20 protein-coding genes are annotated in these 23,910 nt (G+C 68.5%); 6 read left to right on the top strand and 14 right to left on the bottom strand.

Annotated elements, in window-relative coordinates; translation table 11 throughout:
* Positions 1-35 precede the first annotated feature (35 nt).
* From ABME01_RS01445 to ABME01_RS01425, 5 genes are all read right to left on the bottom strand, one after another.
* Positions 36-1,010, bottom strand: coding sequence for a PD-(D/E)XK nuclease family protein (locus tag ABME01_RS01445; RefSeq protein ID WP_353826566.1), 975 nt, complete (start codon positions 1,008-1,010; stop codon positions 36-38).
* Positions 1,007-6,439, bottom strand: a complete 5,433-nt coding sequence (locus ABME01_RS01440; protein WP_353826565.1) for a DEAD/DEAH box helicase — start codon at positions 6,437-6,439, stop codon at positions 1,007-1,009. Before ABME01_RS01440 ends, ABME01_RS01445 begins: the two co-directional genes overlap by 4 nt.
* The gene (locus tag ABME01_RS01435; RefSeq protein ID WP_353826564.1) at positions 6,439-7,395 is read right to left on the bottom strand and encodes a hypothetical protein; all 957 of its coding nucleotides are present in this window, start codon (positions 7,393-7,395) and stop codon (positions 6,439-6,441) included. Before ABME01_RS01435 ends, ABME01_RS01440 begins: the two co-directional genes overlap by 1 nt.
* On the bottom strand, positions 7,388-9,424 hold the full coding sequence (locus tag ABME01_RS01430) for a hypothetical protein (protein ID WP_353826563.1): 2,037 nt from the start codon (positions 9,422-9,424) through the stop codon (positions 7,388-7,390). Before ABME01_RS01430 ends, ABME01_RS01435 begins: the two co-directional genes overlap by 8 nt.
* Positions 9,425-9,841: 417 nt before the next feature.
* Positions 9,842-11,008, bottom strand: a complete 1,167-nt coding sequence (locus ABME01_RS01425) for an RtcB family protein (protein WP_353826562.1) — start codon at positions 11,006-11,008, stop codon at positions 9,842-9,844.
* Between the two features lie 531 nt (positions 11,009-11,539).
* On the opposite strand from ABME01_RS01425, the gene ABME01_RS01420 reads away from it, so the two are divergent.
* Positions 11,540-11,995 carry a hypothetical protein gene (locus tag ABME01_RS01420; RefSeq protein ID WP_353826561.1) on the top strand — a complete coding sequence of 152 codons (456 nt, stop codon included), beginning with the start codon at positions 11,540-11,542 and terminating at the stop codon, positions 11,993-11,995.
* A gap of 8 nt (positions 11,996-12,003) precedes the next feature.
* On the opposite strand, the gene ABME01_RS01415 is transcribed toward ABME01_RS01420, so the two are convergent.
* The gene (locus ABME01_RS01415; protein ID WP_353826560.1) at positions 12,004-12,438 is read right to left on the bottom strand and encodes a DUF1761 domain-containing protein; all 435 of its coding nucleotides are present in this window, start codon (positions 12,436-12,438) and stop codon (positions 12,004-12,006) included.
* Between the two features lie 296 nt (positions 12,439-12,734).
* Here ABME01_RS01415 and ppk2 point away from each other — a divergent pair, with 296 nt between their 5' ends.
* The 3 genes from ppk2 to ABME01_RS01400 all read left to right on the top strand — a co-directional run bounded on the left by ppk2 (position 12,735) and on the right by ABME01_RS01400 (position 15,867).
* Entirely contained in the window at positions 12,735-13,550 is an 816-nt protein-coding gene (gene ppk2, locus ABME01_RS01410) for a polyphosphate kinase 2 (protein ID WP_353826559.1), read from the top strand.
* Positions 13,551-15,017 carry a VOC family protein gene (locus ABME01_RS01405; protein ID WP_353826558.1) on the top strand — a complete coding sequence of 489 codons (1,467 nt, stop codon included), beginning with the start codon at positions 13,551-13,553 and terminating at the stop codon, positions 15,015-15,017.
* Positions 15,018-15,183: 166 nt separating this feature from the next.
* Positions 15,184-15,867 carry an O-methyltransferase gene (locus ABME01_RS01400; protein WP_353826557.1) on the top strand — a complete coding sequence of 228 codons (684 nt, stop codon included), beginning with the start codon at positions 15,184-15,186 and terminating at the stop codon, positions 15,865-15,867.
* Positions 15,868-15,877: 10 nt separating this feature from the next.
* Here ABME01_RS01400 and ABME01_RS01395 read toward each other — a convergent pair whose 3' ends face one another.
* The 3 genes from ABME01_RS01395 to ABME01_RS01385 all read right to left on the bottom strand — a co-directional run bounded on the left by ABME01_RS01395 (position 15,878) and on the right by ABME01_RS01385 (position 18,683).
* Positions 15,878-16,636, bottom strand: a complete 759-nt coding sequence (locus tag ABME01_RS01395) for a DUF429 domain-containing protein (RefSeq protein WP_353826556.1) — start codon at positions 16,634-16,636, stop codon at positions 15,878-15,880.
* A 15-nt stretch (positions 16,637-16,651) separates the two neighbouring features.
* Positions 16,652-18,427, bottom strand: a complete 1,776-nt coding sequence (locus ABME01_RS01390; RefSeq protein ID WP_353826555.1) for an aminotransferase class V-fold PLP-dependent enzyme — start codon at positions 18,425-18,427, stop codon at positions 16,652-16,654.
* A gap of 67 nt (positions 18,428-18,494) precedes the next feature.
* Positions 18,495-18,683 (bottom strand): hypothetical protein, encoded by a 189-nt coding sequence (locus ABME01_RS01385; RefSeq protein ID WP_353826554.1) that lies wholly within the window; start codon positions 18,681-18,683, stop codon positions 18,495-18,497.
* 203 nt (positions 18,684-18,886) lie between these two features.
* Between ABME01_RS01385 and ABME01_RS01380 the strand changes: the two genes are divergently transcribed.
* Entirely contained in the window at positions 18,887-19,243 is a 357-nt protein-coding gene (locus ABME01_RS01380; protein WP_154346813.1) for a hypothetical protein, read from the top strand.
* A 7-nt stretch (positions 19,244-19,250) separates the two neighbouring features.
* Here the strand turns inward: ABME01_RS01380 and ABME01_RS01375 are convergent, their stop codons facing one another.
* The 5 genes from ABME01_RS01375 to ABME01_RS01355 form a co-directional block, all read right to left on the bottom strand.
* Positions 19,251-19,400 carry a hypothetical protein gene (locus ABME01_RS01375; RefSeq protein ID WP_353826552.1) on the bottom strand — a complete coding sequence of 50 codons (150 nt, stop codon included), beginning with the start codon at positions 19,398-19,400 and terminating at the stop codon, positions 19,251-19,253.
* Between the two features lie 119 nt (positions 19,401-19,519).
* On the bottom strand, positions 19,520-20,863 hold the full coding sequence (locus ABME01_RS01370) for a type I glutamate--ammonia ligase (protein ID WP_353826551.1): 1,344 nt from the start codon (positions 20,861-20,863) through the stop codon (positions 19,520-19,522).
* A 126-nt stretch (positions 20,864-20,989) separates the two neighbouring features.
* Entirely contained in the window at positions 20,990-21,190 is a 201-nt protein-coding gene (locus ABME01_RS01365; RefSeq protein ID WP_353826550.1) for a hypothetical protein, read from the bottom strand.
* Positions 21,191-21,342: 152 nt separating this feature from the next.
* Complete coding sequence (locus tag ABME01_RS01360; protein ID WP_353826549.1) at positions 21,343-21,897, bottom strand: dihydrofolate reductase family protein; 555 nt, start codon at positions 21,895-21,897, stop codon at positions 21,343-21,345.
* Between the two features lie 135 nt (positions 21,898-22,032).
* Positions 22,033-23,127: a fatty acid desaturase family protein gene (locus tag ABME01_RS01355; RefSeq protein WP_353826548.1), complete on the bottom strand. Its 1,095-nt coding sequence runs from the start codon at positions 23,125-23,127 to the stop codon at positions 22,033-22,035.
* Positions 23,128-23,350: 223 nt separating this feature from the next.
* Here ABME01_RS01355 and ABME01_RS01350 point away from each other — a divergent pair, with 223 nt between their 5' ends.
* Positions 23,351-23,833: a hypothetical protein gene (locus tag ABME01_RS01350; RefSeq protein ID WP_353826547.1), complete on the top strand. Its 483-nt coding sequence runs from the start codon at positions 23,351-23,353 to the stop codon at positions 23,831-23,833.
* The last annotated feature ends 77 nt before the right edge of the window (positions 23,834-23,910 follow it).

The following is a 23,910-nucleotide window of genomic DNA, read 5'->3' as shown; positions in this document are numbered from 1 at the left end:
TCCCACGCAGCGCCCGGCCCCTGTTCTGGGAGTTCTCAAGGTCGAATCACTGCCCTCGTGACGCGCGTCGCCGCCCACTCGGGCTCCTCGCTTGATCCGCGCCGACCTAGGCGCACAGCACGGATAAGCTGCCCGAGCGCCGGGGTTCCATCGAGGTGCTCAGGCCGCAATCCGGTGAGCCACCCTGTGACCCCAGCCGTGTCGAGTTGAATTGAGGTTGCGCCAGTTGCCGCGTGTTGCACTCTTATGACACGCCCCTCGACGCAATCAGGGTCCTCCCAAGTCCTCGCTGCGGTCCAATGAGGTTCGCAGGCCAATCGACGCGGGCAGAATCTACACACACGTTGATCAGGGACGGCCGCCCTGATCGACTCGTCGACTAGCGAAGCCACCCGGGCTACAAAGTCGTCGACTTCGCTCGGATCCGCCCCTAACTCGAGAACTCCACGCCTGAGGCTAAACACAACGACCCGCTGAGGAAGGACTCCCGTTTCCACGCGGAACAAGTGGGCGTAAGTGAGGAGTTGTCCGCGGGTGACCGCGCTGAGAAAGTCGCCGCCCTCCCGTCCTGTCTTGAGATCGATCACGAGTCCCGCATCGACACTGCCGTCCACAACTACGTCGAGCTGACCATAGAGTCCATGGACGTCGTCCTTGATGAAGAGCTCCGAGCGCGCGCGCGTGCCGGCCCTAGTGAGCAGGGTGGCGAGCTCTGCGCCACGCGTGCCCAAACGCGCGCGCGTGACAACGCCGTCGCGGAGGATACGTCGTTCGAGGCCCCACTTCACCACCTCAGCATCCCAGTTTGACTGCAGCGCCGGGCCAGCGTCGGGTCGCCTCCATCCGCCACTCTCAATCCACGAGCTCATCGCGGCATGAGCGAGGGACCCCGCGTTGCCGGGCGCGGTCGGTACAGGGATTGACGGCGCCATCCTCGGGGCTGCGGCGGCTTGGCACAGCACGAAGCGCGCGGCTGCGGTCGCCGATAGCCACCGCGCTTCGCTCGTCATTGGTCCTCGCGCCAGGAATCGGAGATGAGGGTGAGAACGCGCCGTGGGTCGCGGTCGAGCGTGAAGGAATCTACGAAGACCACGCCATCACAGTCCTCGGTGGACTCGATGTGCGCGAGCGCTTCAGCAAGCCGCTCGCTGATGACGGTTTCGTCGGATCCTTCGTACGCATGCCGGACGACGACGGCATACCTCCCGTCGCGTCCGCTGTGGATTGCTGCAGCGACGCCCGAGACATCGAGTGTTCGGCCGTCGTACGCCCGTGCCCAGCGCGCAAGCGCGGCAGACTCCTCCTTCACGTTTACTCGGAGGCCCTCACCGCGGAGCAAACGGAACAAGTCCCGCGCGAGCCGCCAATCGAGGAGGGCGTGATAGGCCATGTTCCCGTAGTCGCGCAAACAGCGGTAGCACGAGGAACTGCAGGCATCCGCGTGACCGGGCTCCTCCAGCCGCTCGATGTGGTGTTCCACGGCGACGAGGAACTTTGGCAGGATTTCTTCCGAACCGAGGTATGTGCTGAAGCCAGCGCCGTTCTCGAGCGTATCGGCGAGGAACGCCTGTACCGTGGGGATTCCCGCGCTGGTCACTGTGGAGTAGATACCCGCCGTTAGCTCGAGCGGCAGAATGTCGAGCCAGGCCGATGCGACGGTGCGCAGCAGAAACGCGAGAGAATACCAGCCGGCCCGTCGGCCCTCCGTAACGTCCGGCGTCCCGCTTGACTGAGTAATGCCCGAGACCAGATTCAGCCGAATGCCGGCTTCAACATCGATTGGCGAGGTCGCACCCACGAAGAGGAAGTCGGTGTGCTGGACAGCGCCGAGTGCAACATGCAATGGGTCGCCGCTGGCAGCAATCTGGGGAAGAAGCCCACTTTCAATGGCCTTACTGGAAACGTAGCCACCCCAAGCCAGCGGATCGCCAGCCCCATTGCGGTACAAGGTGAACAGTCGACCGCCGTTGTCGTTGATGACGTATCGATGCCCAGGACCAGAGAACACGTGCGCATGTCCAACTTCCTGGCTGAGAAGCTCACTGGTGTCGGCCATAGCCCGCGCGGCCATCGCGCGTGGCGTCCAGGAGAAGTTCCCGTCGAAATCCGTGCCCCTTCCGCTGCGGAAGCCGGCTGGCTCCCGGAGAGGTACCGACGTAAAGAATGCCGGACCAGCGCCGCACCGCGGACACGTGCCTGGGTGCGTCTCGGGAGCGACACCGAGATACGAACATGTGCGGCAGATCACGAGCGGCGTCTCAATTCCGAGAGGTTCAGGGACGGGCTGAGGTTCCTTGCCAACAGGTTTGAACGACGCGATCCCGACGACCGGATACACCTTGCCATCGCGGACGACCTCGCTCATGGGGGCAAACTGACTGACCGCCATGCTGATGTCGCGGTCAATGACGCCCATAGGCGGCCAGGGATACGACCTCTTGGGCCGGCTGAGATGGAGGTATCTGACAGACGTGGGGAACCCGAACATCGGCAGCAGACCGACCTCAGCCAGAAGCTGACTGAGGTCATCATGCTTGCCGGTTACGACCGCCGCATCGATGTCGGCCACGAGGCTTGCAGTGACGGCCTGCGCACGCTGCTCCGCGGTCTCCGCAAACGCCGTACTTCCTGCAAGCGCTACTGCCGCCTCTCGCGCGGCGTCCGCGTTCTGATCGAGCCACTTGATGAGGCGGGGGCGGAGCAGATTCGGCCAGTCGACGGTCTTCCCGAATGCCCCGTGCACATTGACTGAAGCGTCCTCGTCATTCTCGACCATGATGAGCTCGCGGCAGGCGCCACGAAGGACCTCGCTTCTCAGCGAGCGGTCGAATAGCTCAGGGCGATCTAGAGCGAGGTACGGCGGAGGCGTCGCTTCGTTGGTGATGCGGTCCGGACGGTCGAAGTAGTACTCGTCATGGCTGCGACCACGACAAACCGTGAGCGAAATAGCGACGGGAGAGCCGCGCCGACCTGCACGCCCGACGCGCTGCTGATAATTGAACCGGCTCGGCGGCATATTGGCAAGGACAACGGCAGACAGAGAGCCGATGTCAACTCCAGCCTCCATCGTCGTCGTTACGGACAGAAGGTCAACCGCGTCCGTTCTCGGGTTCTCGCCGTCGAGAAAGACCCCCTGGAACCGGCCCTGGCGAGCCTGCGCATCGACCCGGTCTGTCTGGCCGGTGAGTTCGGCGCAGTTGAGTCGGAAGAGCCCGTCCTCGCGAGAGGCCTTCCAAGAGTAATAGTCCTCGCCGATGCCCGCGCGAACGGGGTCCGCAGGGAGTGGCCGACCGCACTTCGTGCAGTATCCGCTGCCGATGGTGAGGTGCTGGCGACGGCAGACGTCACAGACCCATGCACGCCCATCGCTGAGGCGGATCGCCACCTCGGCGGGGTCAATGAGGTACTCGGTAATGGCTCCATGCGCGCGCGAAAGCACGTCATCACGCAGCGCCTCGATCGTGGTCGCCTCAGACTCGGCCACCTTCGTCCAGAAGGCTCGGAGCCGCGGGGTGGGCTCGTCCCTGCGCCCCCGGAGCCCAAAGAATCGCCGCTGGTCCGCGAGAATGCGCAATGCCGAGCGCACGAGCCCGGTCGGCTGGTCGATCGGCGCATCCGCCGCGCTCGCATCACTGGTCAACGAAAGCCAGCCCAATCCAATGGACTCGAAGTCGCGCCCACCCCCGGCAAATAGTCCGTCGAGTAGCTCCTTCTCGAGCGAGGCCTGAATCTCCTGCAGCAGGGCGACTTCGGGGTCGGAGAGCCCAGGTCGCGGCGTGGGCGGTGTCAAGGCCCAGTTGTATAACTGCGACCACGACGTTGGGTTCTTGCCGCCTGTGTCGCGCAGGCTGGCATGAGGTCCGCCGGGATTGAGACCGAGCGCGAGTAAGTCGCCGGAGACCAGACGGGCAAGGTCTCGGAGCGACGGCGGCTTCGACATCGCCGCCGAAAGAGCCGGCTCCGACGCGGCGTCGGCGGCGGGATTCCCCTCCCAGATGTCACGGAGGGCGCCGAACGTTGCCCCATCACGCTCAGACAGTCGCGTGATGGCTTGCCAAGACTCGGCTGTCTTCTGGCCCTCAGCGATGTGTGCTTTGGCGAGCGCGACGTCTGTCGAACCATCCGAAACCTGCCTGAGGCGGAGGTAGAGAAGTTGGCGCAGAAGGTCTTGGTAGTGACGGAGCCCGAGGCCGGCCGAGAGCTTCGCAGCATCCTGGCGGCTGTCCGTGAAGACAATGAGCTTGCGCTCCGACTCGCGGAGATCATTTGCCACCTCCGTCGTCAGCACCTGATTGATCTTCTCGAAACCGGTGCGCATGGCGCGGATGGGCGAACGCTGCGCGAGCGGATCCGTCGGCTTAAGCGCACCCTGCGGCCCATACCGCACTTCCCAGTCGTCACCGCAAGCCGGGCACTGCGTGGGAAACGGACTGACCGTTGCGAAATCGCGGCGAGGCTGGCCCGTCTTGTCACGTGCAACGACGGCATGGAAGCTCCAGCCAGTGAACTCCTCAGCGGTGTTCACGAGCTCCCCCGAAGACGGGTTGAGCCGACTTGGCCGGAACTCATAAGTCACGGCAGCCTTGTCCCTCGTCCACGAGTTCTTGTCCAGCCGCGCGAGGTGCGTCTCGGCGTTCGGCCAATACACGACGTAGTTCTCCGCGGTGCGCTGGAGGCTCACCTGGTCGGGGAGCTTCGCCAATTCCGGCACGTCCGCCAGAAGCATCGTCTTGATAGCGCCAGGCTTCTGAAGCTCCCCCTCCGGCGCGAAGCCACCGAGGTAGACGTCACCGCAGTTCTGGCAGTAAAGCAGTTCAAGGATGCGCGCACCACATTCACAGCGGGTACCGGGCTCCGCGTATAGCCTGCCTATCGTCCGGTTCACCTGCGGATTCTCAACAGCAGGACAATTGGGGTCAGAGCAGGCCCACATGCCGGGGACATTACGAAAGAACAGGTGGGCGCGGAGCTTCGGATCTGCATCCGCGGGTTGCCGGGCAAGTCCTTGAAGCACACGCGAGACGGCCTCCATCGCAGTGTCGCGGCCAACTTCGGGGAACAGCGCCAATGAGATGGCGTCGAGTGTCTTCGCTCCGCCACCATCCTCGTGTAGCGCACCACGGAGCGAGTCGACAACGCCCTCGGCGCGAGCGACTACCACCGCTTCCTCGGGCGCCATCTCTGCAAGCGCCGATGCATCCGCGTTCGACCGCAAACTAGAGCGCTGCGGGAGAACACTCGTCCCTCTCACGAATGCGAAGCTGTTGGATTGTACGTCGAAGAAGTCATGAAGGTAGTCGCTGTCACGGAGAGGGTCGAGGGATGCGGAGGCGGCGAGCACGCGGAACTGGTCGGGACGCGAGTCAAGCCCCAGCCGATGCTTGAGATTCCGCAGAAGGTAGGCGACTTCGCTTCCCGCCGTTCCCCGGTATGTGTGGAGCTCATCGACGACTAGCGTGAAGCGGTTCTCCGGGTTCTCAAGCCAAGCCCGGGTGGAGTCGAAGAAATGACTGTCCCGCTCGCGTAGAAGCAAGACGTTCAGCATCGAGTAGTTGGTAATCAGAATGTCCGGCGGGGCGTCCGCCATGTCCCAGCGGGACCGCATCTCCGCGCCGTCCAGTCGCGGCACAAAGTACTCCAGGTCTTCGTCGCCTTTCTCAGCCGCGAGCCGACGTGCCTGTTGCCCGCGGGTTTCGGTCGCCCGAAGGTACTTGCGGAGTTCGTCTTGCGCGAGCGCGTTGTTGGGAGACCCGGTGACCGGGGTGGAACCTGTGTACCGGCCGAAATAGAACCGATGTCCTCCCCTGTGCTCGTCGAGCCATGTACGCACCGCATCGCTGTCCAGTGCGCGCCGCAGCCGGATGAGCTGGTCATCAACTAGCGCATTCATCGGATAGAGAACGATGGTCCGGACCGCAGCACGATCCCGGTCTCCGGAACGCTGCGGCACGAATTGCCCTTTATCGTCGCTCCACCAGTCGCCTCCGCGGTAATCGCTTCGTCGCCAGAGACGCGACTCTTCCAGCAGCGACGAGAGTACGGGGAGGAGGAAGGATTCGGTCTTCCCGGATCCTGTGCCCGCCGTGATAACCATGTGACGTCCACGTTGGACGCCAGCTCGAAGCGCTTCCTCCTGGTGGTGGTAGAGCTGTCCGACCCCCTTGACTAGACCCAGCCCGGCGAGCGCAGCCAAATCCGGGTCTGCTCCTGCGGCTGCAACCGAATCACGCAAGCTTCGTCCCGCGCTCTCATACTCTGGTCGCAACTCAAGCAAGGGCAACCGGAATACTCCCCCATCCCGGTCCAGCAAAGCTCGCCGCTCAGCCTGTAGCCGCTCGTCGGCAAGCCCGAACGGAGTGTCGTAATACCTGAAGTACGCCTCACGAAGGTGCTCGAAAGTCTGGACGGCGTCGAGGTAGCGGTCGGTAGGAGCGTTCATTAGTTCGGTTGCCTTCTCGCTTCGTCGATCGTGAGCATCTGCCCAAGAGAGGTGAATACCCTTGCAGCGATGCTGCGAGGGACGTTGTCGAAGATGACCGTTTCGGCCGAGGAGCCGAACCGCGGTGCAAGTCCGCTACAGAGAGCGAACGCACGCGACTGAAGCGGGGGTAGTGAGGCGCCCCAGTCGACGAAGACGGTCCCGGTATCGGACGCTGCGCGCGCGACATCGGGCCGCCACCGCAGGGCGGTATGGCCTTGGCGCGCCAGCTCAGCGAACACGCCTGAGGCAAGCGAGCAGGCGTGCCACTTCCCGACAATTCGAAAGAGGTACACCCAGCGACCGTTCACCTGCTCGCGGTACAGGCCGTCGGGCGCGTTCGTTTCTGTCGCTCGGACCGGGCCCCAGGACTTTGGGTATAACGCAATCAGGCGCTCAAGAGGGTTTGTGCGCGACGGGGGCGCGGCGATATCCACGGGTGCCGTCGGTCCCAGTGACCTCGCAATCCGGTCAGCTGCGCAGCCGACGTAGGTCAGATCGACCGGCTGAAGCTCGGCAACGAGATCAACCTCGCTCTCGAACGGCAGGTAGATAGTCATTGGCAGCGGAAGTTCGCCATCCGGAACGGCACGCGATGCTTTTTCTAGCCAGATGCCATTCTCGCGCAGCGCACGCATCAAGCGTGGCCGGCGTGCTCCGATCAGGACGGCGAGGCCATCTGCCATCGGCAGCCTCGAAACAGCGGCAGGGGCAACCGCCCAGATCCCCGATTTCCAGTCAACTTCGCAGTGACCGAGTGATGACATGTCGCGGAGCCAGCGCCCACTCGCTCTGGCAGGCAGGCCGATGTCCTCCGTACGCGCCAGCCAATGGGCGCGCGCACGGAAGTCCGCGATGCTCCCTGATCCCGTCTCGCTCATCCAGGTGAGAAGCAGGTCGCCGATGCGGCTATGCACCGGCTAACCCGAGCTGCAGCTCCCAGAAGATCTGGCCTTTCTCGTGCTGGAAGGCACGCCCCCAGGTGCCGAGCACATCGAACTCGGCAGTCACTTCTCGCGCCGACAATGGGTGGAGCGCGATCAGGGTCCAGCGTCTGCCCTTCCGCTGCGCGAGCCACCTCGCTCGCTCCGGTACAGGGAGCTCAAAGCGCGTTGGGAGGAAGTCAAGGCGGACCTCTGCCGCGAACGCGGGCCCTTCGGGCTCGAGCACGGCATGAGTTTCCCCGCCCTCGAGGAGCAGCCATGACTCGTCACGGCCACGGCGTCCGACGGCCACATGGGTTTGCCGCTCGTGACTGACGACACCGCCGATGATGTGCGCCTCACCCGCTGGCCCGAGCTCGGCCTTCCTCGACCAGCCCAGCGATGCAGTCCCGTTCGGACTTTCGACGCCGGCGACCTCCTCGATGAGAGTGAAGGACAGGCTCTGCCCATCGGCATCGATCTCGTGGCGGCCAGGTTCAAGTTCGAACCTGCGCAACTCGAGTGGGAATCCATATGCGGGAACAAAATCCTCCTTGCCGTCGAGCACCATTGGCACGAGGCTCGGCTCAGCAGCGGTCGGCAGCAAGAGATCGGGCTGCCCCCCGACCAGGTAATGACTAGGCGCAAGTTCTCGAGCCAACGGAAGTCCTCGCACGAATCGTGCGCGAGGGATGAGCGTAGGCGCGACTCCAAGCATGCGTAAGCCAGGTCTGTCCCGAAGTGCTTTCTCAAGCGCCTCCTGATCCCCGAACCGGACCTGCTCGAACAGCGCGTACCCGGGAAGAAGTGCTCCGTTCCGCTGAGGCCGAAACCTCCATCCCGGTTCCGCGGCAGCCTCAAGCAGGCGCCTCACGGCGGCCTGCTGACTTCCGTGCGCAGCGACGACATGATCCTCATAGGGGGCGATACCCGGAACGGAGGACCAGTTACCGGTCTGCGCGTCGAGGCGAAACAGAAGTACGTCGAGCGGCGTGAACTCCGCAGCATATCCCGAGCCTTGGAGTCGCAGCCCGCGTTTCAGCGCCTCGGCGGTCACCGGCAGCGCTCCTGTCACGCGATAGTAAATGGAGGGTGGGCGTTTGGTGAGCGATACAACGGCCCCGCCGACAGCAAGCGCCAGCTCGCCGGGTGCGTCATTTTCAGCCAGGAACAGCCAACGCGCGACCCATTCGTCCAGGTCGATTCCGAGCCTTAGCGAAATCCGGCGCTTGCCTTCACGCGTGATTACTCGTCCATCCCATGCTCCTGCTAGCGCCTGCACCACCGTACCGATCAATGGCCTTATATCAGGGTCGCGCAGTGCCGACATGAAGGTGTCGCTGAGTCTGTTCTGCCGTGCGGTTGTCCAAATTTCGAGACCGCGCAAAGTTTCCTGCGCGTCCGGGACGCCGATGCGAACGACGTCGAGCGCGTGAAAGAACCGAGTGAGGTCAGCGCGGTCGCTGAAGCGAAGGAGCGCCTGCGATTGCGGATATCCGATACGACTCAGTCGTTCGTGAGTACGAATCGTTGAGACGCCGACGCCGTCCTGCGCCTCGATCCAATCATGCAGACAGCGCCACATATCCACGACATCGAGGAACTCGTCAGTTGAGAGTTCAGTGCGCAGCCGCTCAACCGAACTTGAATCACCGTCGGCGAGCGCCTGCGCAAGTCGCAGATAGTAGTTAGTTGAGCGGCCCTCCTCATCAGACCGCATCCGCGTGGCGGCAAGGACGGTCAGGGCGAGGACCGGGAGCACCGGAGGCGGTTCAGCCCGATCGCCCCTTAGCCATTCGGCGCACATCCTGGTGACACGTGCGAAAAGCGGTCCGGCTCCCCAATTGCAGACGCCCCGCACTGCATGAATTAGGTCGTCCGTAGGGTCGTCGAGATCCGTGCGGATCTTGCGCAGTTCGTCATCGTCGACAAAGAAGACTACGGGCCCTGTTTGCTGCTGCAGGAATGCGTCCGCAAGCGCGCCTTGCCAGCGCGCATACGACACCGCATCCTCCAGAGACATCGCCAATCCTCCCCAGGGTCACGATATCGACTATGAGCGACATTGCAGGAAACCCCTTCATTCACGTTCAGCAGATGCGTCCGGACGACAGGAGTGATGCTGGGGGCGGCCGAGTTGATGCCATGGTCGCGCCATCGGCACGCCTCACCGAACCGCGTCGCGACCTCGGGCCAATGCCGTGACGGCGAGATGGTCGCCGATTCAGGGCGAGGTGGACATCGTCCTTGTCGGCTACCACCGCCATCCGCGGGACACCCAACTGGATCGACGACGTGCGCCGACGTGCGATCACTGTGGAACTCTCGCATGCCTTCGCCGTACTCGGCTTGCGGCGAGCGGACGCCGCGACCCCCGCCCGTCTCCGAGCGGGCGCGAGCCGCGGCATCCGTCACCCCTTCATGCAGGGCGAGCGACCCTTCAGTCGCCCTTCACGTTCACCACCTGCCGCAGCGTGTGCCGGACCCGCACGAGCGACGCGGCATCCGCCATCACCCGGTCGATCGGCTTGTACGCAGCAGGGATCTCGTCGATGAACGCGTCGGTGTCGCGGAACTCGATGCCGGCCATCGCCTCCCGCAGCTGATCCTGCGTGAACGTCCGCCGGGCGGCGGACCGCGAGAACGTCCGGCCCGCGCCGTGCGGCGAGGAGTTCAGCGACATCCGATCACCCAGGCCCTCGACCACGTACGACGCCGTGCCCATCGAACCCGGGATCAGGCCCGGCCGGCCCGCGTCGGCCTGGATCGCGCCCTTGCGTGAGACCCACACCCGCTTGCCGAAGTGCTCCTCGCTCTCGGTGAAGTTGTGGTGGCAGTTGATCTGCTCCCGCTCCTCCACCGGCACGCCGACCCACTCCGAGACCTGCCGGATGACCCGGTCCATCATCTCCTCCCGGTTCAGCAGCGCGAAGTGCTGCGCCCACCGCAGCTCCGAGATGTACCGCGTGAACTCCGGCGTGCCCTCCACCAGGTACGCGAGGTCCTTGTCGGGCAGGTCGATCCACCACTTCCGGCAGAGCTCCTGCGCGACCCGGATGTGGTGCTGCGCGATCTTGTTGCCCACGCCCCGGCTTCCGGAGTGCAGGAACAGCCACACGGCATCCGCCTCGTCGAGCGAGACCTCGATGAAGTGGTTGCCGCTGCCGAGCGACCCCAGCTGCAGCCGCCAATCGCCCCGGTAGCGGGCCGGGTCGAACCCCTTCGCCTCGGCGAGGGCCTCGAGCTCGGCGATCCGCGGCTCGGCGGTCGCGACGACCTTGCGGTTCGCGTGACCGGCCGACAGCGGGATGGCGCGCTCGATCTGCTCCCGGACCTCCCTCCGGTCGGAGGGCAGGTCGGATGCCTCGAACTGCGTCTTCACGGCGATCATGCCGCAGCCGATGTCGACCCCGACCGCGGCCGGCATGATCGCGCCGAGCGTCGGGATGACCGACCCCACCGTGGCGCCGAGGCCCAGGTGCGCGTCGGGCATCAGCGCGAGGTGCGGGTGGATGAACGGCATCGTCGACGACGTGCGGGCCTGCTCGACGGTCTTCTTGTCGATCAGGCTCGCCCACGACACGAGCCGTGCGGAGAGCTTCTCCATGTTCCTTTCCTGTCTGGTTGCGTTGCGGATGTCGCACCGCTCCGCTCCGCTCCCGCGTTCACGGGCGGGCGGGTCGGTGCGGATCGCGGAGCCCGAGGACTCCCGTCGCGCGCAGACGGAAGAAGACCCCGGGCCTCGGATGGCACAGGGTGACGCGATTCTCGCGGCCATCGGGCCGCGGCTGCGTCAGCGTGCCGGTTCGAGCACCTGCTCGAGCGTGCGAAGCCGCCGCTCTTGGCGGCGCTTCGCGGGCTCGACGAAGGACTGGCGATTCGTGTGCTGCAGAACCACGGCGGCTCGTCCTTCCTCGTGCAGGCCTCCGGGATGCCGCGCGGGTGCGCAGCCTTCGAACGTTAGCGGTGGGGTGGGGGTGGGGTCAATGGCGAGTTCGGGCTGATCACTCGTGCCGCCGCGGCGGTACCGAAGTACCGAAGTACCGCGCAGTGCGCGAAGCAATGCCATCCCGCCGCCGAGCGGTGCGATTCGGATTCGGCCGGAGGCGACGTGCGCCTCGTCGCTACACTTCGCAGCGTGACCCCTCCCGCGCTCACCGGAACCGAATGGCTCGTCGCGTCGAACCCGAGGATCTACGACGCCGATCGCGCGTTCGCCGTCCTGCCGGAGGTCAACTGGAGCGAGACCTCCGTCGGCATCACCGTCGGCGACGTGGTGTCGCTCTACGGGACCGCGCCGATCCAGGCCATCACGCACCGCTGCGTCGTGACCGAGACGGATGTGCCGTTCGGCCGACGCATCGATGACGCCCGCTTCTGGACGGATCCGGTCGCGCTCGCGGATCGGCGCAGCCGGTCGTGGATGCGACTTCGGCTGGTCCGCGAGTTCGACGAGTACGAACGTGCCCTGCTCTCCCTCGAGGCGATGGAGGACCTCGGCCTGAACGGGGCGCCGCAGAGCCGGATGCGGGCTCCCGCGGCCGTTTCCCGTCTCATCGACCGTGTCATCCGGGCCGCTTCCGAGCGTCGCTGACCCGCCCCTCAGACCGTCCCCGCCGGCGGCCACACGCCGATGAGCACGCCCATCACCACGAGCGTGACCAGCTCGTGCGCGATGTTCAGCGTCGTGAGCGCCGCGGGGCGGCCCTCGAAGGCGTCGTGGGTGATGATGCGCGCGGCGGTGAAGCCGGCCCACATGATGATCGCCGTGAACAGGGCGGCGAGCAGGTAGCTGCCGCCGTAGAAGTGCCAGGCGATCGTCGTCGCGCCGGCGAGCACCCAGGCGGTGACGAAGCTGACGATGACGGTCGTGACGATCGGGCCGACGGCGCTCGCGGCGGGGCGGTCCATGTCGACCTTCGCGAGCGTCGCCCAGCGGGTGCCGAACACGCCTCGGGCGTACCAGATCGTGCCGACGAGCATGCTCGACAGCGTCGCCAGGAGCACCGCCCAGTAGTTGATCTCGGGAACCGTCATGTCCGCCTCCTCGCCGCGGCGCGGGGCCGCGATCGTCGCGTGCATCGCCTCGTCGCGATGCGTCGGGTGTCGCTGGGCGCGAGCGTACTCCCGCACGCGTGGCCGCCGCCTGCAGCACGCCGCCTGCCGCACGCAGGAGATCGCCGAAGCCCACCGAGCGCCGAGTGTCCACTTCCGGCGGGATGTCGCGGGATCGACCGACATCCGATGGACACTCGATGCGCGGCCGTCCCCGCCGAGCGAGGAGCGGCGACGCGGCGCGGCATCCGCTCTAGGCTTCGGTGCAGGGGTGCGCCATGGGCAAGAGGATGCCGAAACCGCTCTACAAGCAGGAACTGAAGGCGCTGCAGGCGAAGCTCGTCGAGATGCAGAAGTGGGTGCAGCAGTCGGGCGCCCGCGTCGTGGTGATCTTCGAAGGGCGGGATGCCGCGGGCAAGGGCTCCGCGATCAAGCGCGTGTCGGAGTACCTGAACCCGCGCGTCGCGCGCATCGTCGCGCTGCCCGCGCCGAGCGAACGCGACAAGACCCGCTGGTACTTCCAGCGGTACGTGCCGCACCTGCCGGCCGCGGGCGAGATCGTGCTGATGGACCGCTCCTGGTACAACCGCGCCGGCGTCGAACGCGTCATGGGGTACTGCACGAACGCGGAGTACCAGCGGTTCCTGCATCAGGCGCCGATCTTCGAGCGGATGCTCGTGGAGGACGGCATCATCCTGCTCAAGTACTGGTTCAGCGTGTCCGACGTCGTGCAGGAGGAGCGCTTCCGCTCCCGCCTGAACGACCCGATGCGGCGCTGGAAGCTCAGCCCCACCGACCTCAGCTCCATCACGAAGTGGGAGGACTACTCGCGCGCGAAGGACACGATGTTCCTCCACACCGACATCGGCGAGGCGCCCTGGTACGAGATCGAGAGCGACGACAAGCGTCGCTCGCGCATCAACGTGATCGCGCACCTCCTCTCGAAGGTGCCGTGGGAGGAAGTGCCGCAGCGGAAGATCGAGATCCCCGAGCGGCCGCCCTCGACGGGCTACGAGCGGCCGCCGCGCCAGTGGACGAACTCCGTGCCGGACTACGCGCGGGAGGTCGAGAAGCAGGCCGAGGCGGAGGGGTAGGTGGGCCGGCAGCAGCAGCGGCTCGCGTTCCTCGCCGAGGACGGGCTCGACGACTGGCGGGTCGGGTACTGCGGGCCGATCGCGAGCTTCGCGAGCAGCTCGGTGCAGGCCGGCACGGCGTTCGCGACGGAGGTCGCCGCGCTCGAGGGGATGGCGGAGCATCCGCCGCTCATCGACGTGCGCCCGCGGTGCGCGGTCGTGCGGCTCGGCGCCGACCTCACCGACCTCGACGACGGCTCCGCCGTGCGGGTGCGCGCCATCTCCGCGCTGGCGCGCCGGCACGCGCTCGAGCCGGAGCCCGAGCGCACCCAGGACGTGCAGGTCGCGATCGCGACCCGCCTCCCGGTCGACGAAGTGCTGCCGTTCTGGCGCGCCGCGCTCGGCTACGTCGATCACGTCGGCGACGACCTCGTCGACCCGCTCGGACGCGCGCCGGCGATCTGGTTCCAGCCGCTCGACCCCGAGCGGCTGCTGCGGCACGCGATGCACCTCGACCTCTCGGTGCCGCGGGAGGTCGCGGCGGCGCGCCTCGCCGCCGCTCGGGACGCCGGCGGCCGGGTGGCGTTCGGTCGCGAGGCACCCCAGTACTGGACGTGCGCGGATGCCGCCGGCAACAAGGTCGACCTCGTCTCGTGGCCCGACCTACCGGTTCCGGAGGACGAGCCCGCAACGCTCGAGGTGCTCTCCGCACCGCGCGGTGGCGCGGCCTCCTCGTCGCCGGCGACGACGGACGGCGCAGACGACCCCGAACCGGCCGCCGCGACGGATGGCGCGGCCGCGCCCCGCACCGCTCCCCTCGTGGCCGCCGGACCGGCCGAGCTCGAACGCGGCGAGGCGATGTTCGCGGCGTTCCGCGCGGCATCCGACCTCGTCGACTGGCCGGTCGTGTTCTGGGGTCCGACGGCCTGGTTCGGCACCTCGTCGCTCGCGCGCAGCGCGGCCCTCGCTGCGCAGCTCGCCGAGCTCGACGGCGCCGACCGCCTGCACCTCGACCTCCGCGCCGACGGGCTCGCCGCTCGACTGGCCCGCGACTTCCACCTGCTCGTCGAGGCCGACATCGAGCTCGCACGACGGATCTCGGAGGTCGCCGCGGCCTCCGGCGCCGGCTCCGACCCCGCCCGCGTGCAGACCGTCCAGATCGCGATCGCGTCGCACCCGGACGACGCCGTGCGACCCTTCTGGCGCGAACTCTTCGGCTATGCCGAGCACGGCACCGAGGACCTCGTCGACCTCGATGGCCGCGGCCCGAGCCTCTGGTTCCAGGAGCTTCCGCCCGACAAGGTGCTGCGCCACGCGTTCCACCTCGACGTCTCGGTCCCCCGCGCCGTCGGCCTGGCCCGCGTGGAGGCGGCCCTCCGTGCCGGCGGCCGCATCGCGGCCGGATCCGAGGAGCACGGATGGTGGACCCTCGCCGATCCCGCCGGCAACAAGGTCGACATCGCCGTCTGGACCGACCGCGCGTCGTGATCGATACCCGCTCCGGAGAGATGCTCGCTCTCGCCAACGCGGTACCGAAGTACCGACGGTTCGCGAAGGCAACGGCATCCGCGGGCCGCGTCCGCGCGCGATACGAACTCGCAGGGTATCGACGTGCGGCATTGACGCCGCCACCGCGCAGGCGGAGGCTGACCCCATGGCCGAGCTCAACTCCGACAACCAGCGGCGCGTCGACCGCTACCTCGTCGACACCCTCGTCGAGGACGACGTCGCGCTCACCCAGGGACTGGCGGATGCCGCCGACGCCGGACTGCCAGCGATCGAGGTGACGCCGCTCGGCGGCAAGTTCCTGCACCTGCTCGCCCGGATGACCGGGGCCCGGCGCGTGCTCGAGGTCGGCACGCTCGGCGGGTACTCCACGACGTGGCTCGCCCGCGGCATCCCCGACGACGGGCGGGTCGTGACGCTCGAGCTCGAACCGCTCCACGCCGAGGTCGCGCGCCGCAACCTCGAGCGCGCGGGCGTCGCCGAGCGGGTCGACGTCATGGTCGGACCCGCCGTCGATTCGCTCCGCCGCCTCGCCGAACGCGACGTCGAGCCGTTCGACCTCGTCTTCATCGACGCCGACAAGGAGTCGAATGCGACCTACGTCGACTGGGCCATCCGGCTCGGCCACCCGGGCACCGTGATCGTCGTCGACAACGTCGTGCGCTCGGGTGAAGTCGCCGACCCCGACACCGCCGACCCGATGGTCATCGGCACGCGCCGCGGGCTCGACGTGCTCGGCTCCGACCCCCGCGTCGACGCGACCGCGCTGCAGACCGTCGGCGCCAAGGGATGGGACGGGGTCGCGATCGCCGTGGTGACCTCCACCGGGTGACCGTCCGCGCTCACACCGCCGCGAGCGCCGCGAGCGCCTCGAACTCGCCCGACGGCAACGCGATCCAGCCCTCGCGATCGGCACGCGCCCGCAGCTCGCGCGGCACGGCGTGCGTGGCGCCGACCGCGTAGGCGTGGGCGGCGAACGCCGCGATGACGGCGTCGAAGGCGTCGTCCGAGGCGACCATCAGCGACCCGCACCCGCCGAGGTCGAGCCAGGGGGCGCGTACGACGAGCGCCTCGAGCAGGTCGGCGCGGACCGCGGCATCCGTCTTGTAGCGCGGAAGGATGAGCTGCCACACCCGCAGCGTCGCGGCCGGGTACACCTCGACCACACGACCCGAGCCGCTCCGGGCGACCGGCTCGCCGAGGCGGTCGGCGATCGCGTCGAGCAGCACCGCGCAGTGCATCGCCGTCAGCCCCAAGCGATCGGTGGCGACGGAGAGCGGGCGGAAGCCCGTGCGGCGCTGCACGTCGCGGTCGGTCTCGCGGTAGGCCAGGCGGCGACGCCCCTCGAGACCGCGGTCGACGGACTGGTCGACCCGCTCGCCGCGCGCGTGCCGCGCGACGAACTCCACGAAGTCGTCGGGCCAGCCGAACGCGCAGTCGATGCCGGTCATGGATGCCGCGGCCGCGGCATCCGCGATCGCCTCATCGGTCGCACCCACCTCGAGCCGTTCCAGCACCGCGCCGCCCGACTCCCACCGCACCACGGCGAGCGCCGTGCCGGCCGTGTCCGCCGCGAGGTCGACGCCCGCGGTCCGCTGCATCCGCACCATCCGACGCTACGTCGTCAGGCACGCGGCCGGCAGGTCGAACCAGCGCAGGTGCTCGAAGTCGTCGGTCACGCCCGGGGCCGCGGCATCCGCCGGCTCGGTCGGCCCGCCCCGCGCGGCGGCCGCTGCGAACACCGCCTCCGCCTCGGCGAGGTAGCCGCGCAAGGCGGACTCGGGGGCGCGATCCTCGTGGTGCGGGTAGGTCAGCGCGCCGTCGGCGTCGTACGAGAGCTGGCGCAGGCGCAACGGCGGCTCGACCGGCCCGCGGCGGTGCCGCCACAACCCGGACGCCGGGTCGAACGTGTAGTCGGGCAGCATCCGCCAGCCGTCGCGCGCGACGAGGAGCACGGCCTCGACCAGGTAGTCGAACACCGCCGGCGAGATGAAGTAGTTGAAGTTGATGCGCACCCAGCCCGGCTTGATGCCCTCGCAGCCGCGGGAGATCTCGCGCTCGAACTCGTGCGATCGCTCGATGTCGATGCCGAGCAGTTCGTGACCGTACGGCCCGGCGCACGAGCATCCGCCCCGCGACTGGATGCCGAACAGGTCGTTCAGCAGCGCGACGACGAAGTTGTGGTGCAGGTACCTCCCGCTCGGCGCGCGCACGACGAACGACACGATCGAGAGGCGTTCGGCGTCGAGGTTGCCGAGCACCTCGATCGCGGGCTCGTCCTTCCACGCGGTGATCGCCCGGCGCAGGAAGTCCTCCTCGTGCGCCCGGATCGTGTCGACGCCGACCGCGTCCTTCAGCCCGAACACGAGCCCGGCGCGGATCGCCTCGACGATGCCGGGCGTGCCGCCCTCCTCGCGTGCGGCCACGTCGTCGAGGTACCGGTGCTCGTCGGGATTCACGAAGGCCACGGTTCCGCCGCCGGGCACGTCGGGCACGCGGTTCGTCGCGAGCTCGCGTCGCACGACGAGCACCCCCGGCGTCGACGGCCCGCCGATGAACTTGTGCGGGCTGAGGAAGATCGCGTCCTTGTACCGTCCGTCGGCGAGCGCCGCCGCCGGCGGCCCGTGGTACATCTCGATGTCGACGTACGGCGCCGCCGCCGCGAAGTCCCAGAACGACAGCGCGCCGTGCGCGTGCAGCAGCGCCGAGATCCGGGACGTGTCCGTCACGATGCCCGTGACATTGCTCGCGGCCGAGAACGAGCCGATCTTCAGCGGCCGGTCGGCGTGCCGCACGAGCTCGGCCTCGAGCGCGTCGGCGTCGATGTGCCCGTCCGGATCCTGCGGGATCGTCACGACGTCCGCGATCGACTCCCGCCATGGCAGCTCGTTCGAGTGGTGCTCGAACGGGCCGATGAACACGACCGGCCGCTCGCCGGCCCGGATGTGCCCGCTCAGGTGGTACCGGTCGTCGAGCGCCGACGGCATCCGGAGCCCGAGCATCCCGACGAGCTTGTCGATGGCGCCCGTCGACCCCGACCCGGTGAAGATCACGACCGTGTCGTCGTCACCGCCGACCGCGTCGCGGATCGTCGCGCGCGCGTCCTCGCGCAGCCGGGTCGTCTGCAGGCCCGTGCCGCTCGACTCCGTGTGCGTGTTCGCGTACCTCGGCAGCACCTCATCGCGGATGAAGTCCTCGATGAAGGTCAGCGCACGACCCGATGCCGTGTAGTCGGCGTAGGTCACGCGGCGCGGGCCGTACGGCCCCGGCACGACCTGGTCGTCGCCGATGACCGACTCACGGATGCGGCGCACGAGCGCGGAGTTCCGGGCCGCGTCCAGGTCGGCGCGGTCGGTCCGGCGGGCAGCGGATGCCTCGTGGAGGTGGGCCACGCGAGGAGGGTAACGCCGTCGACGTCCTGCGGCTACGGCCGATCGTCCTGCGGCGCGGTCCGGTCGGTCACTCCTCGTCGGCGCGATCCTGGGTCGCCGACGACGACGACGCGCCGTGCCAGTGCTCCGCGCGTTCGTCGGACCACCGCTTGGCACGGTCGGCGGACTCGGCCTCGGCCTCCGCCTCGGTCTCCGCCTCCACCTCAGCCGCAGCCTCGGTCTCCGCGCCGTCGTCGGATTCACGCTTCCGGATCATCACGAGCCTCCCCCGCGTCTCTCGCCACCCTAGGCGCTCGGACGCCGCGGGCGCGGGTCGAACGGCCCGCAGCGTCGCCATTCGTGCCATGCGACCCGTCTCCCCTCGACAGGCCGCCGCGCAGCGACCAGACTGGCCGGGCCTGGAGTCGCTGATGCGAGACGACCAGCGGGTCTGCGCCGACGACAGGAGAGCTGGGTCCGATGACCGACACCGAGACATCCGCGACGGCCAGCGAGGATCGCGAACGCCGGCGCCCGGCGACCACCCTCGCCGGACTCGCCGCGGCCTTCGCTCGCGCGCGCCGCGCCGACGTGCCCGCATACGCGCCGCGCGCGTTCGACGCGGCCATGGCGGCATGGCGTTCGGCGACCGCGGCGACCGAGGCCGACCGGGCCACGCGGATCGACGAGGCGGTCGCGGCGTTGGGAACGGCGTCGGAACGGGCGTGCTGCTCGGCCGACCTGCTGGGCGACGTGCGCCGCCGCCGCGTCGGCGCGATGTACCACGATCGCGACCGGTCGCGCGTCACCGTGGTGCTCGACGAGGCGGGAGCCTGAGCGCGCCTCAGCGCACCGGCCGCTCCTCCTCGAGTCGCGTCGACTCGCGCCCCCACCACGTCGTGACGTCGACCCCGTGGTTCTCGGCGTCGGCGAGCGTCCACCACTCGGGCGCGCCGGCGTGCACCTCGTCCGCTACGACGGCGGCATCCTCCACATCGTCGACGCCGGCCCGCCTCGCCGACCCCGGCCCGGCGCGCGCCACGCTCGTCGACGCGGCCGCGCGCTTGGAGCCGCTGCTGGCGTGAGGCCGCGACGCGGCGGCGGCGACCGCGCTCAGTACTTCCAGCGCACGAGCTCGGCGACGTCATCCGGCACGTGCTCGCCGTACGCCTCCCACTCGTGCTGCCGCACCGCGACGTACGCGTCGACGAGCACGTCGCCGAAGACGCCGCGGTAGAACTCGCTCGACTGAAGCCGGTGCAGCGCCGAGCCGAGGTCGGCGGGCAACGGGCGGATGCCGGCGGTGCGCCGCTGCGCGGCCGTGAGCGTCGAGGGGTCCACCCGCACCGGCTTCGGCGGCGTCGCGTCGCGGGCGACACCGTCGACCGCGGCCGCGATGATCGCGGCGACCGCGAGGTAGGGGTTCGCCGCGCCGTCCACCGGCTTGACCTCGATGTTGGACTGCTCGGCCCCCATGCCCGCCTGCCCGGGCACGAAGCGGATCGCCGCCTCGCGGTTGCCCTCGCCCCAGCAGACGTCGGCGCCCGCCCACGCGTGCGGGCGCAGCCGGTGGAACGAGAGCACGCTGCCGCCGAGCAGCGCCACGCCCTCCTCGAGGCGGTCCAGGATGCCGGCGATCATGTTCGCGCCGACGGGCGTGACGGCGAGCTTGGCTTTCGGGTCGGCGAAGACGTTGCGCCCGTCGCGTCGCGCCGACACGTGCACGTGGCATCCGTTCGTCGAACCGCCCACGATCGGCACCGGGCCGAACGACACCATGAGTCCGTGGTGTTGCGCGACGCGGGTGAGCACCACGCGCGCCAGCGCGAGGTCGTCGACCGCGGCGAGCGGGTCGCGCGGGGCGAACGCGAACTCGAGCTGGCCGGCTCCGAACTCGGGATGCATCTGGTCGACGGGCACCCCTGCCACGTCGAGCGCCTCGAGCGCCGCGAACGCGAACGACTCGATCTCGAGCAGCGCGCGGGTCGAGTATGCGGGGCCGGTCGTCGCCGGCACCGGCGGCTCGCCCTCGACGGACGACGGGCGGAACACCGTGCACTCGAGCTCGAACCCGACGACGAAGGTCAGGCGGGCGTCCTCTGCGTCGTCGACGATGCGCCGCAGCGCGGTGCGCTGGCACGTGGGGTGCGGCGACCCGTCGAGCGAGAACAGGTCGGCGGGGGCCCATGCGAGCCGCGCCTCGCGGTCGAGCATGGCCATCGAGGACGTGTCGGCGATGCCCCGCAGGTCGCCCACCACCGGGTCGACGTGGGCCGTCGCATTCAGGTGGTCGTCGACCGAGAACAGCACGCCGACGCTGTTCGAGATCGTGACGCCGTGCGTGCTCGCCGACAGCAGCTTGCGGTGCGGCAGCACCTTCACGCGCGAGATGCCGGCATTGTCGACGTGGCACACGAGCAGGGCGCGGATGTCGTCGAAGCGCACGGATCGGTTCATGCCGGGTCTCCTCCCAGCCGGGGTCCCGGTCGGGGGAAGTCGGGCCCGGCGCTCGGGATCAGTATGCACCCGGCGCGTTTCGCGCGGTTTTCGCGTGCGAGCGCGCGCCGTCGGCGGTGCCCCGCGTCAGGCTCCGGCCGGCGCCGCGGCGGGCACGCCCTTCAGCTCGGAGTAGCGCTGTGCGTGGACCTGCGCCAGGTCGATCGCGCCCGTCATCAAGGCCTCCGCGCATTCGCGCGCGGCCTCGTCGAGTTCGAGCTGTCGGCTGGTTCCCTCTGCGCTGGCCTGCAGGGCGCGCTTCAGGCGATCCCGGTCTTCGTAGATCATGGTCTCCTCTTCTCGGTCCTCGGAGCGATCATGAGGTCGTCGTCAACCGGTGCAGAGGAAGATACCGCGTCGCGCGCCCACCGCAAAGCCGAATGCGGACGTGTCGCCGTCACCTCGTCGGGCCCGTCGCCGTGACATCCATCGAAGACCGCTCATCGGACGACGTCGAAGACGTTCTTGACGACGCCGTTCGAGTAGGCCTCGTGCTCGACGAGCTTCAGGGTGCCCTGCTCGTTGCCGTCGAAGAGGCGCTTGCCGTCGCCGAGCACGACCGGGAACACGAGCAGGTGGTAGCGGTCGACGAGGCCCGCGGCCGCGAGGCCCTTCGCGAGCGTCGCGCTGCCGTGCACGATGATCGGGTCGCCGTCGCCCTCCTTGAGCGCCGCGACCTCGTCGAGCGAGCGGAGCACGGTGGTGCCCTCCCACTCGGGATCGGCCAGCGTCGAGGAGACCACGTACTTCGGCATGGCGTTGTACCCGGCGAACTCCTCGGTCATCGTCGGCCAGATGGGCGCGAACTCGTCGTAGCTGACCCGGCCCATGAGCATGGCGCCCGCCTCGAGCTGCTCGCGGCCCTTGATCTCGTAGGCCTCCTCGACGAAGGGGACTTCCGTGAAGGTCCAGCCCGCACGCGGGTGGTCGCCGCCTCCGGGAGAGTCGATGACGCCGTCGAGGGTGATGAACTCGGTCACGATGAGGGTGCGCATGGGTCGTCCTTTGCTCGGTTCGGGCGAGGCGGAGGTGCCTCTCATTCTGGACGTCGAACGGGGCGCTCCGGGATCGACACAACGCCCGGAGGCATCTCGTTCGACCCGGAGGAACCGAACCGCGGGGGCAGGCCGTCAGGCCGTGAGACTCGCCCGCTGCTCCACGAGCGGGCACGCGAACGGGTCGCGTTCGCCGAGGCCCACGCGGTTGATGTAGCGCAGCACGATCCCGTAGCTCTGCCAGAGCCCGGTCACCGTGTATCGCACGCCGCGGTCGCGGCAGTAGTCCGCGATGATCGCCGCGGCCCGGCGCAGGTGCGGGCGCGGCATCGACGGGAAGAGGTGGTGCTCGATCTGGTAGTTCAAGCCGCCCATGACGACGTCGAGGAATCGATTGCCGCGGATGTTGCGGCTCATGAGCACCTGCCGGCGGAGGAAGTCGAGCTTCATGCCCTTGGGCACGAGCGGCATCCCCTTGTGGTTCGGGGCGAAGGACATTCCCATGTACACCCCGAAGATGCCGAGTTCCACCGCGAGGAACGCGGCGGCCACGCCGGGCGAGAGCACGAGGAAGACGAGCGTGACGAAGCCGATGATCCGTACGGCGAGGAACGTGATCTCGATCGGGCGACGCGGGACGCGCTCGCGGATCAGGACTCGACGCACGCTCGACGCGTGCAGCGAGATTCCCTCGAGCAGGAGGATCGGGAAGAAGAACACCCCCTGGTGCGACATGATCCACCGCGTCACGCGGTTTCCGGCACGTGCGGCGCGGTCGGGGGTGACAGCGATGACGGGCAGCTCGATGTCGGGGTCGGCGCCGACCTGGTTCGGCGTCGCATGGTGGCGGGTGTGCTTGTGCTGCCACCAGCCGTAGCTCATGCCGATGAACAGGTCGCCGACGATCAGGCTGATCCAGTCGTTCCACCGCCCGGACCGGAAGATCTGACGGTGCGCGGCATCGTGCCCGAGGAACGCCGTCTGCGTGAACAGCACGGCGAATCCGACCGCGGTGAAGAGCTGCCACCACGTGTCACCGATCCAGATGAAGATCGTGATCGCCGCGGCGAAGGCGAGCGGCACCGAGACGAGCTTGGTCCAGTAGTAGCCGTAGCGCCTCCGCATGAGTCCGGCGTCCTTCACGCGGCGCGCGAGAACGGTGAAGTCGCTGTTGCTCCGGGCCGGACGCGTGCCGCCTTGCGTCGTCGCGACCTCGATGATTCCGGTCATGACGACCTGCTTCCCCGCACCGACGGTGCGCCGGCGGGACGTTCTCTCGTCGCCATCCGGCGCCTGCCGGTCCTGCCGTTCCTTCAGGCTACGTCCGCTTTCGCGGGCCGCTCCGAAAGTCCGGAGGAACTCTCAGTTTCGCCCTGATCGCGACCGCCGATGCGCTCCGCGCACGCGACGCGAAACTGTGAGGGAGTACATGTTCGAGGCCTACGCTCCGATGATGAACGCGAACTCCGAGACCACCACCCCTCCGCCGAGCCGGACCGCGAAGGAGTCGGACTCGTTCGCGGTCGGCCACATCCTCGTCGCCGAGCTGCCGCCCGAGCTGGGCACCGTCGACGCACCCGAGCGCTACACCGTCGCAGCGGTCTTCACGCGTCGACCGCTGCCGCAGGAGCTCGACCTGCTCGCGGCCCCCGCGGTCGACACCGCCCTCGCCAAGGCGGGCTACGCGCATGTCACGCTGCGCCCCGCCGACCGCCGGCTCCTCATCGGCGGCACCAACCTGAGCGAGCTCGAGCACGGACTCGCATCCGTGATCGGCGGGATCCTCGACGAGATCGGCACCGCGGCGGCGACGACCAGGTCGGCCCAGGCGCGCGACGCGGCCGAGTTCGCCAGCCGCGCGGCCGAGCGTGCGAACCGCGTGCTCGAGCAGGCCGAGCGCATCGACTTCTCGCCGCACCACTCGCACTACAGCTGAGCCCGCGACGGCGCCCGGCATGTGAATCGCGCCGGCGGGGGCTCCACTCCCCCGCCGACGCGATGTCGGGGCCGGGC

The organism is Agromyces litoreus, from assembly GCF_040496015.1.
Taxonomy (GTDB): Bacteria; Actinomycetota; Actinomycetes; order Actinomycetales; family Microbacteriaceae; genus Agromyces; species Agromyces litoreus.
Note: the sequence above shows the minus strand (reverse complement) of the source record. Positions and strands in the feature narration are given on the sequence as shown.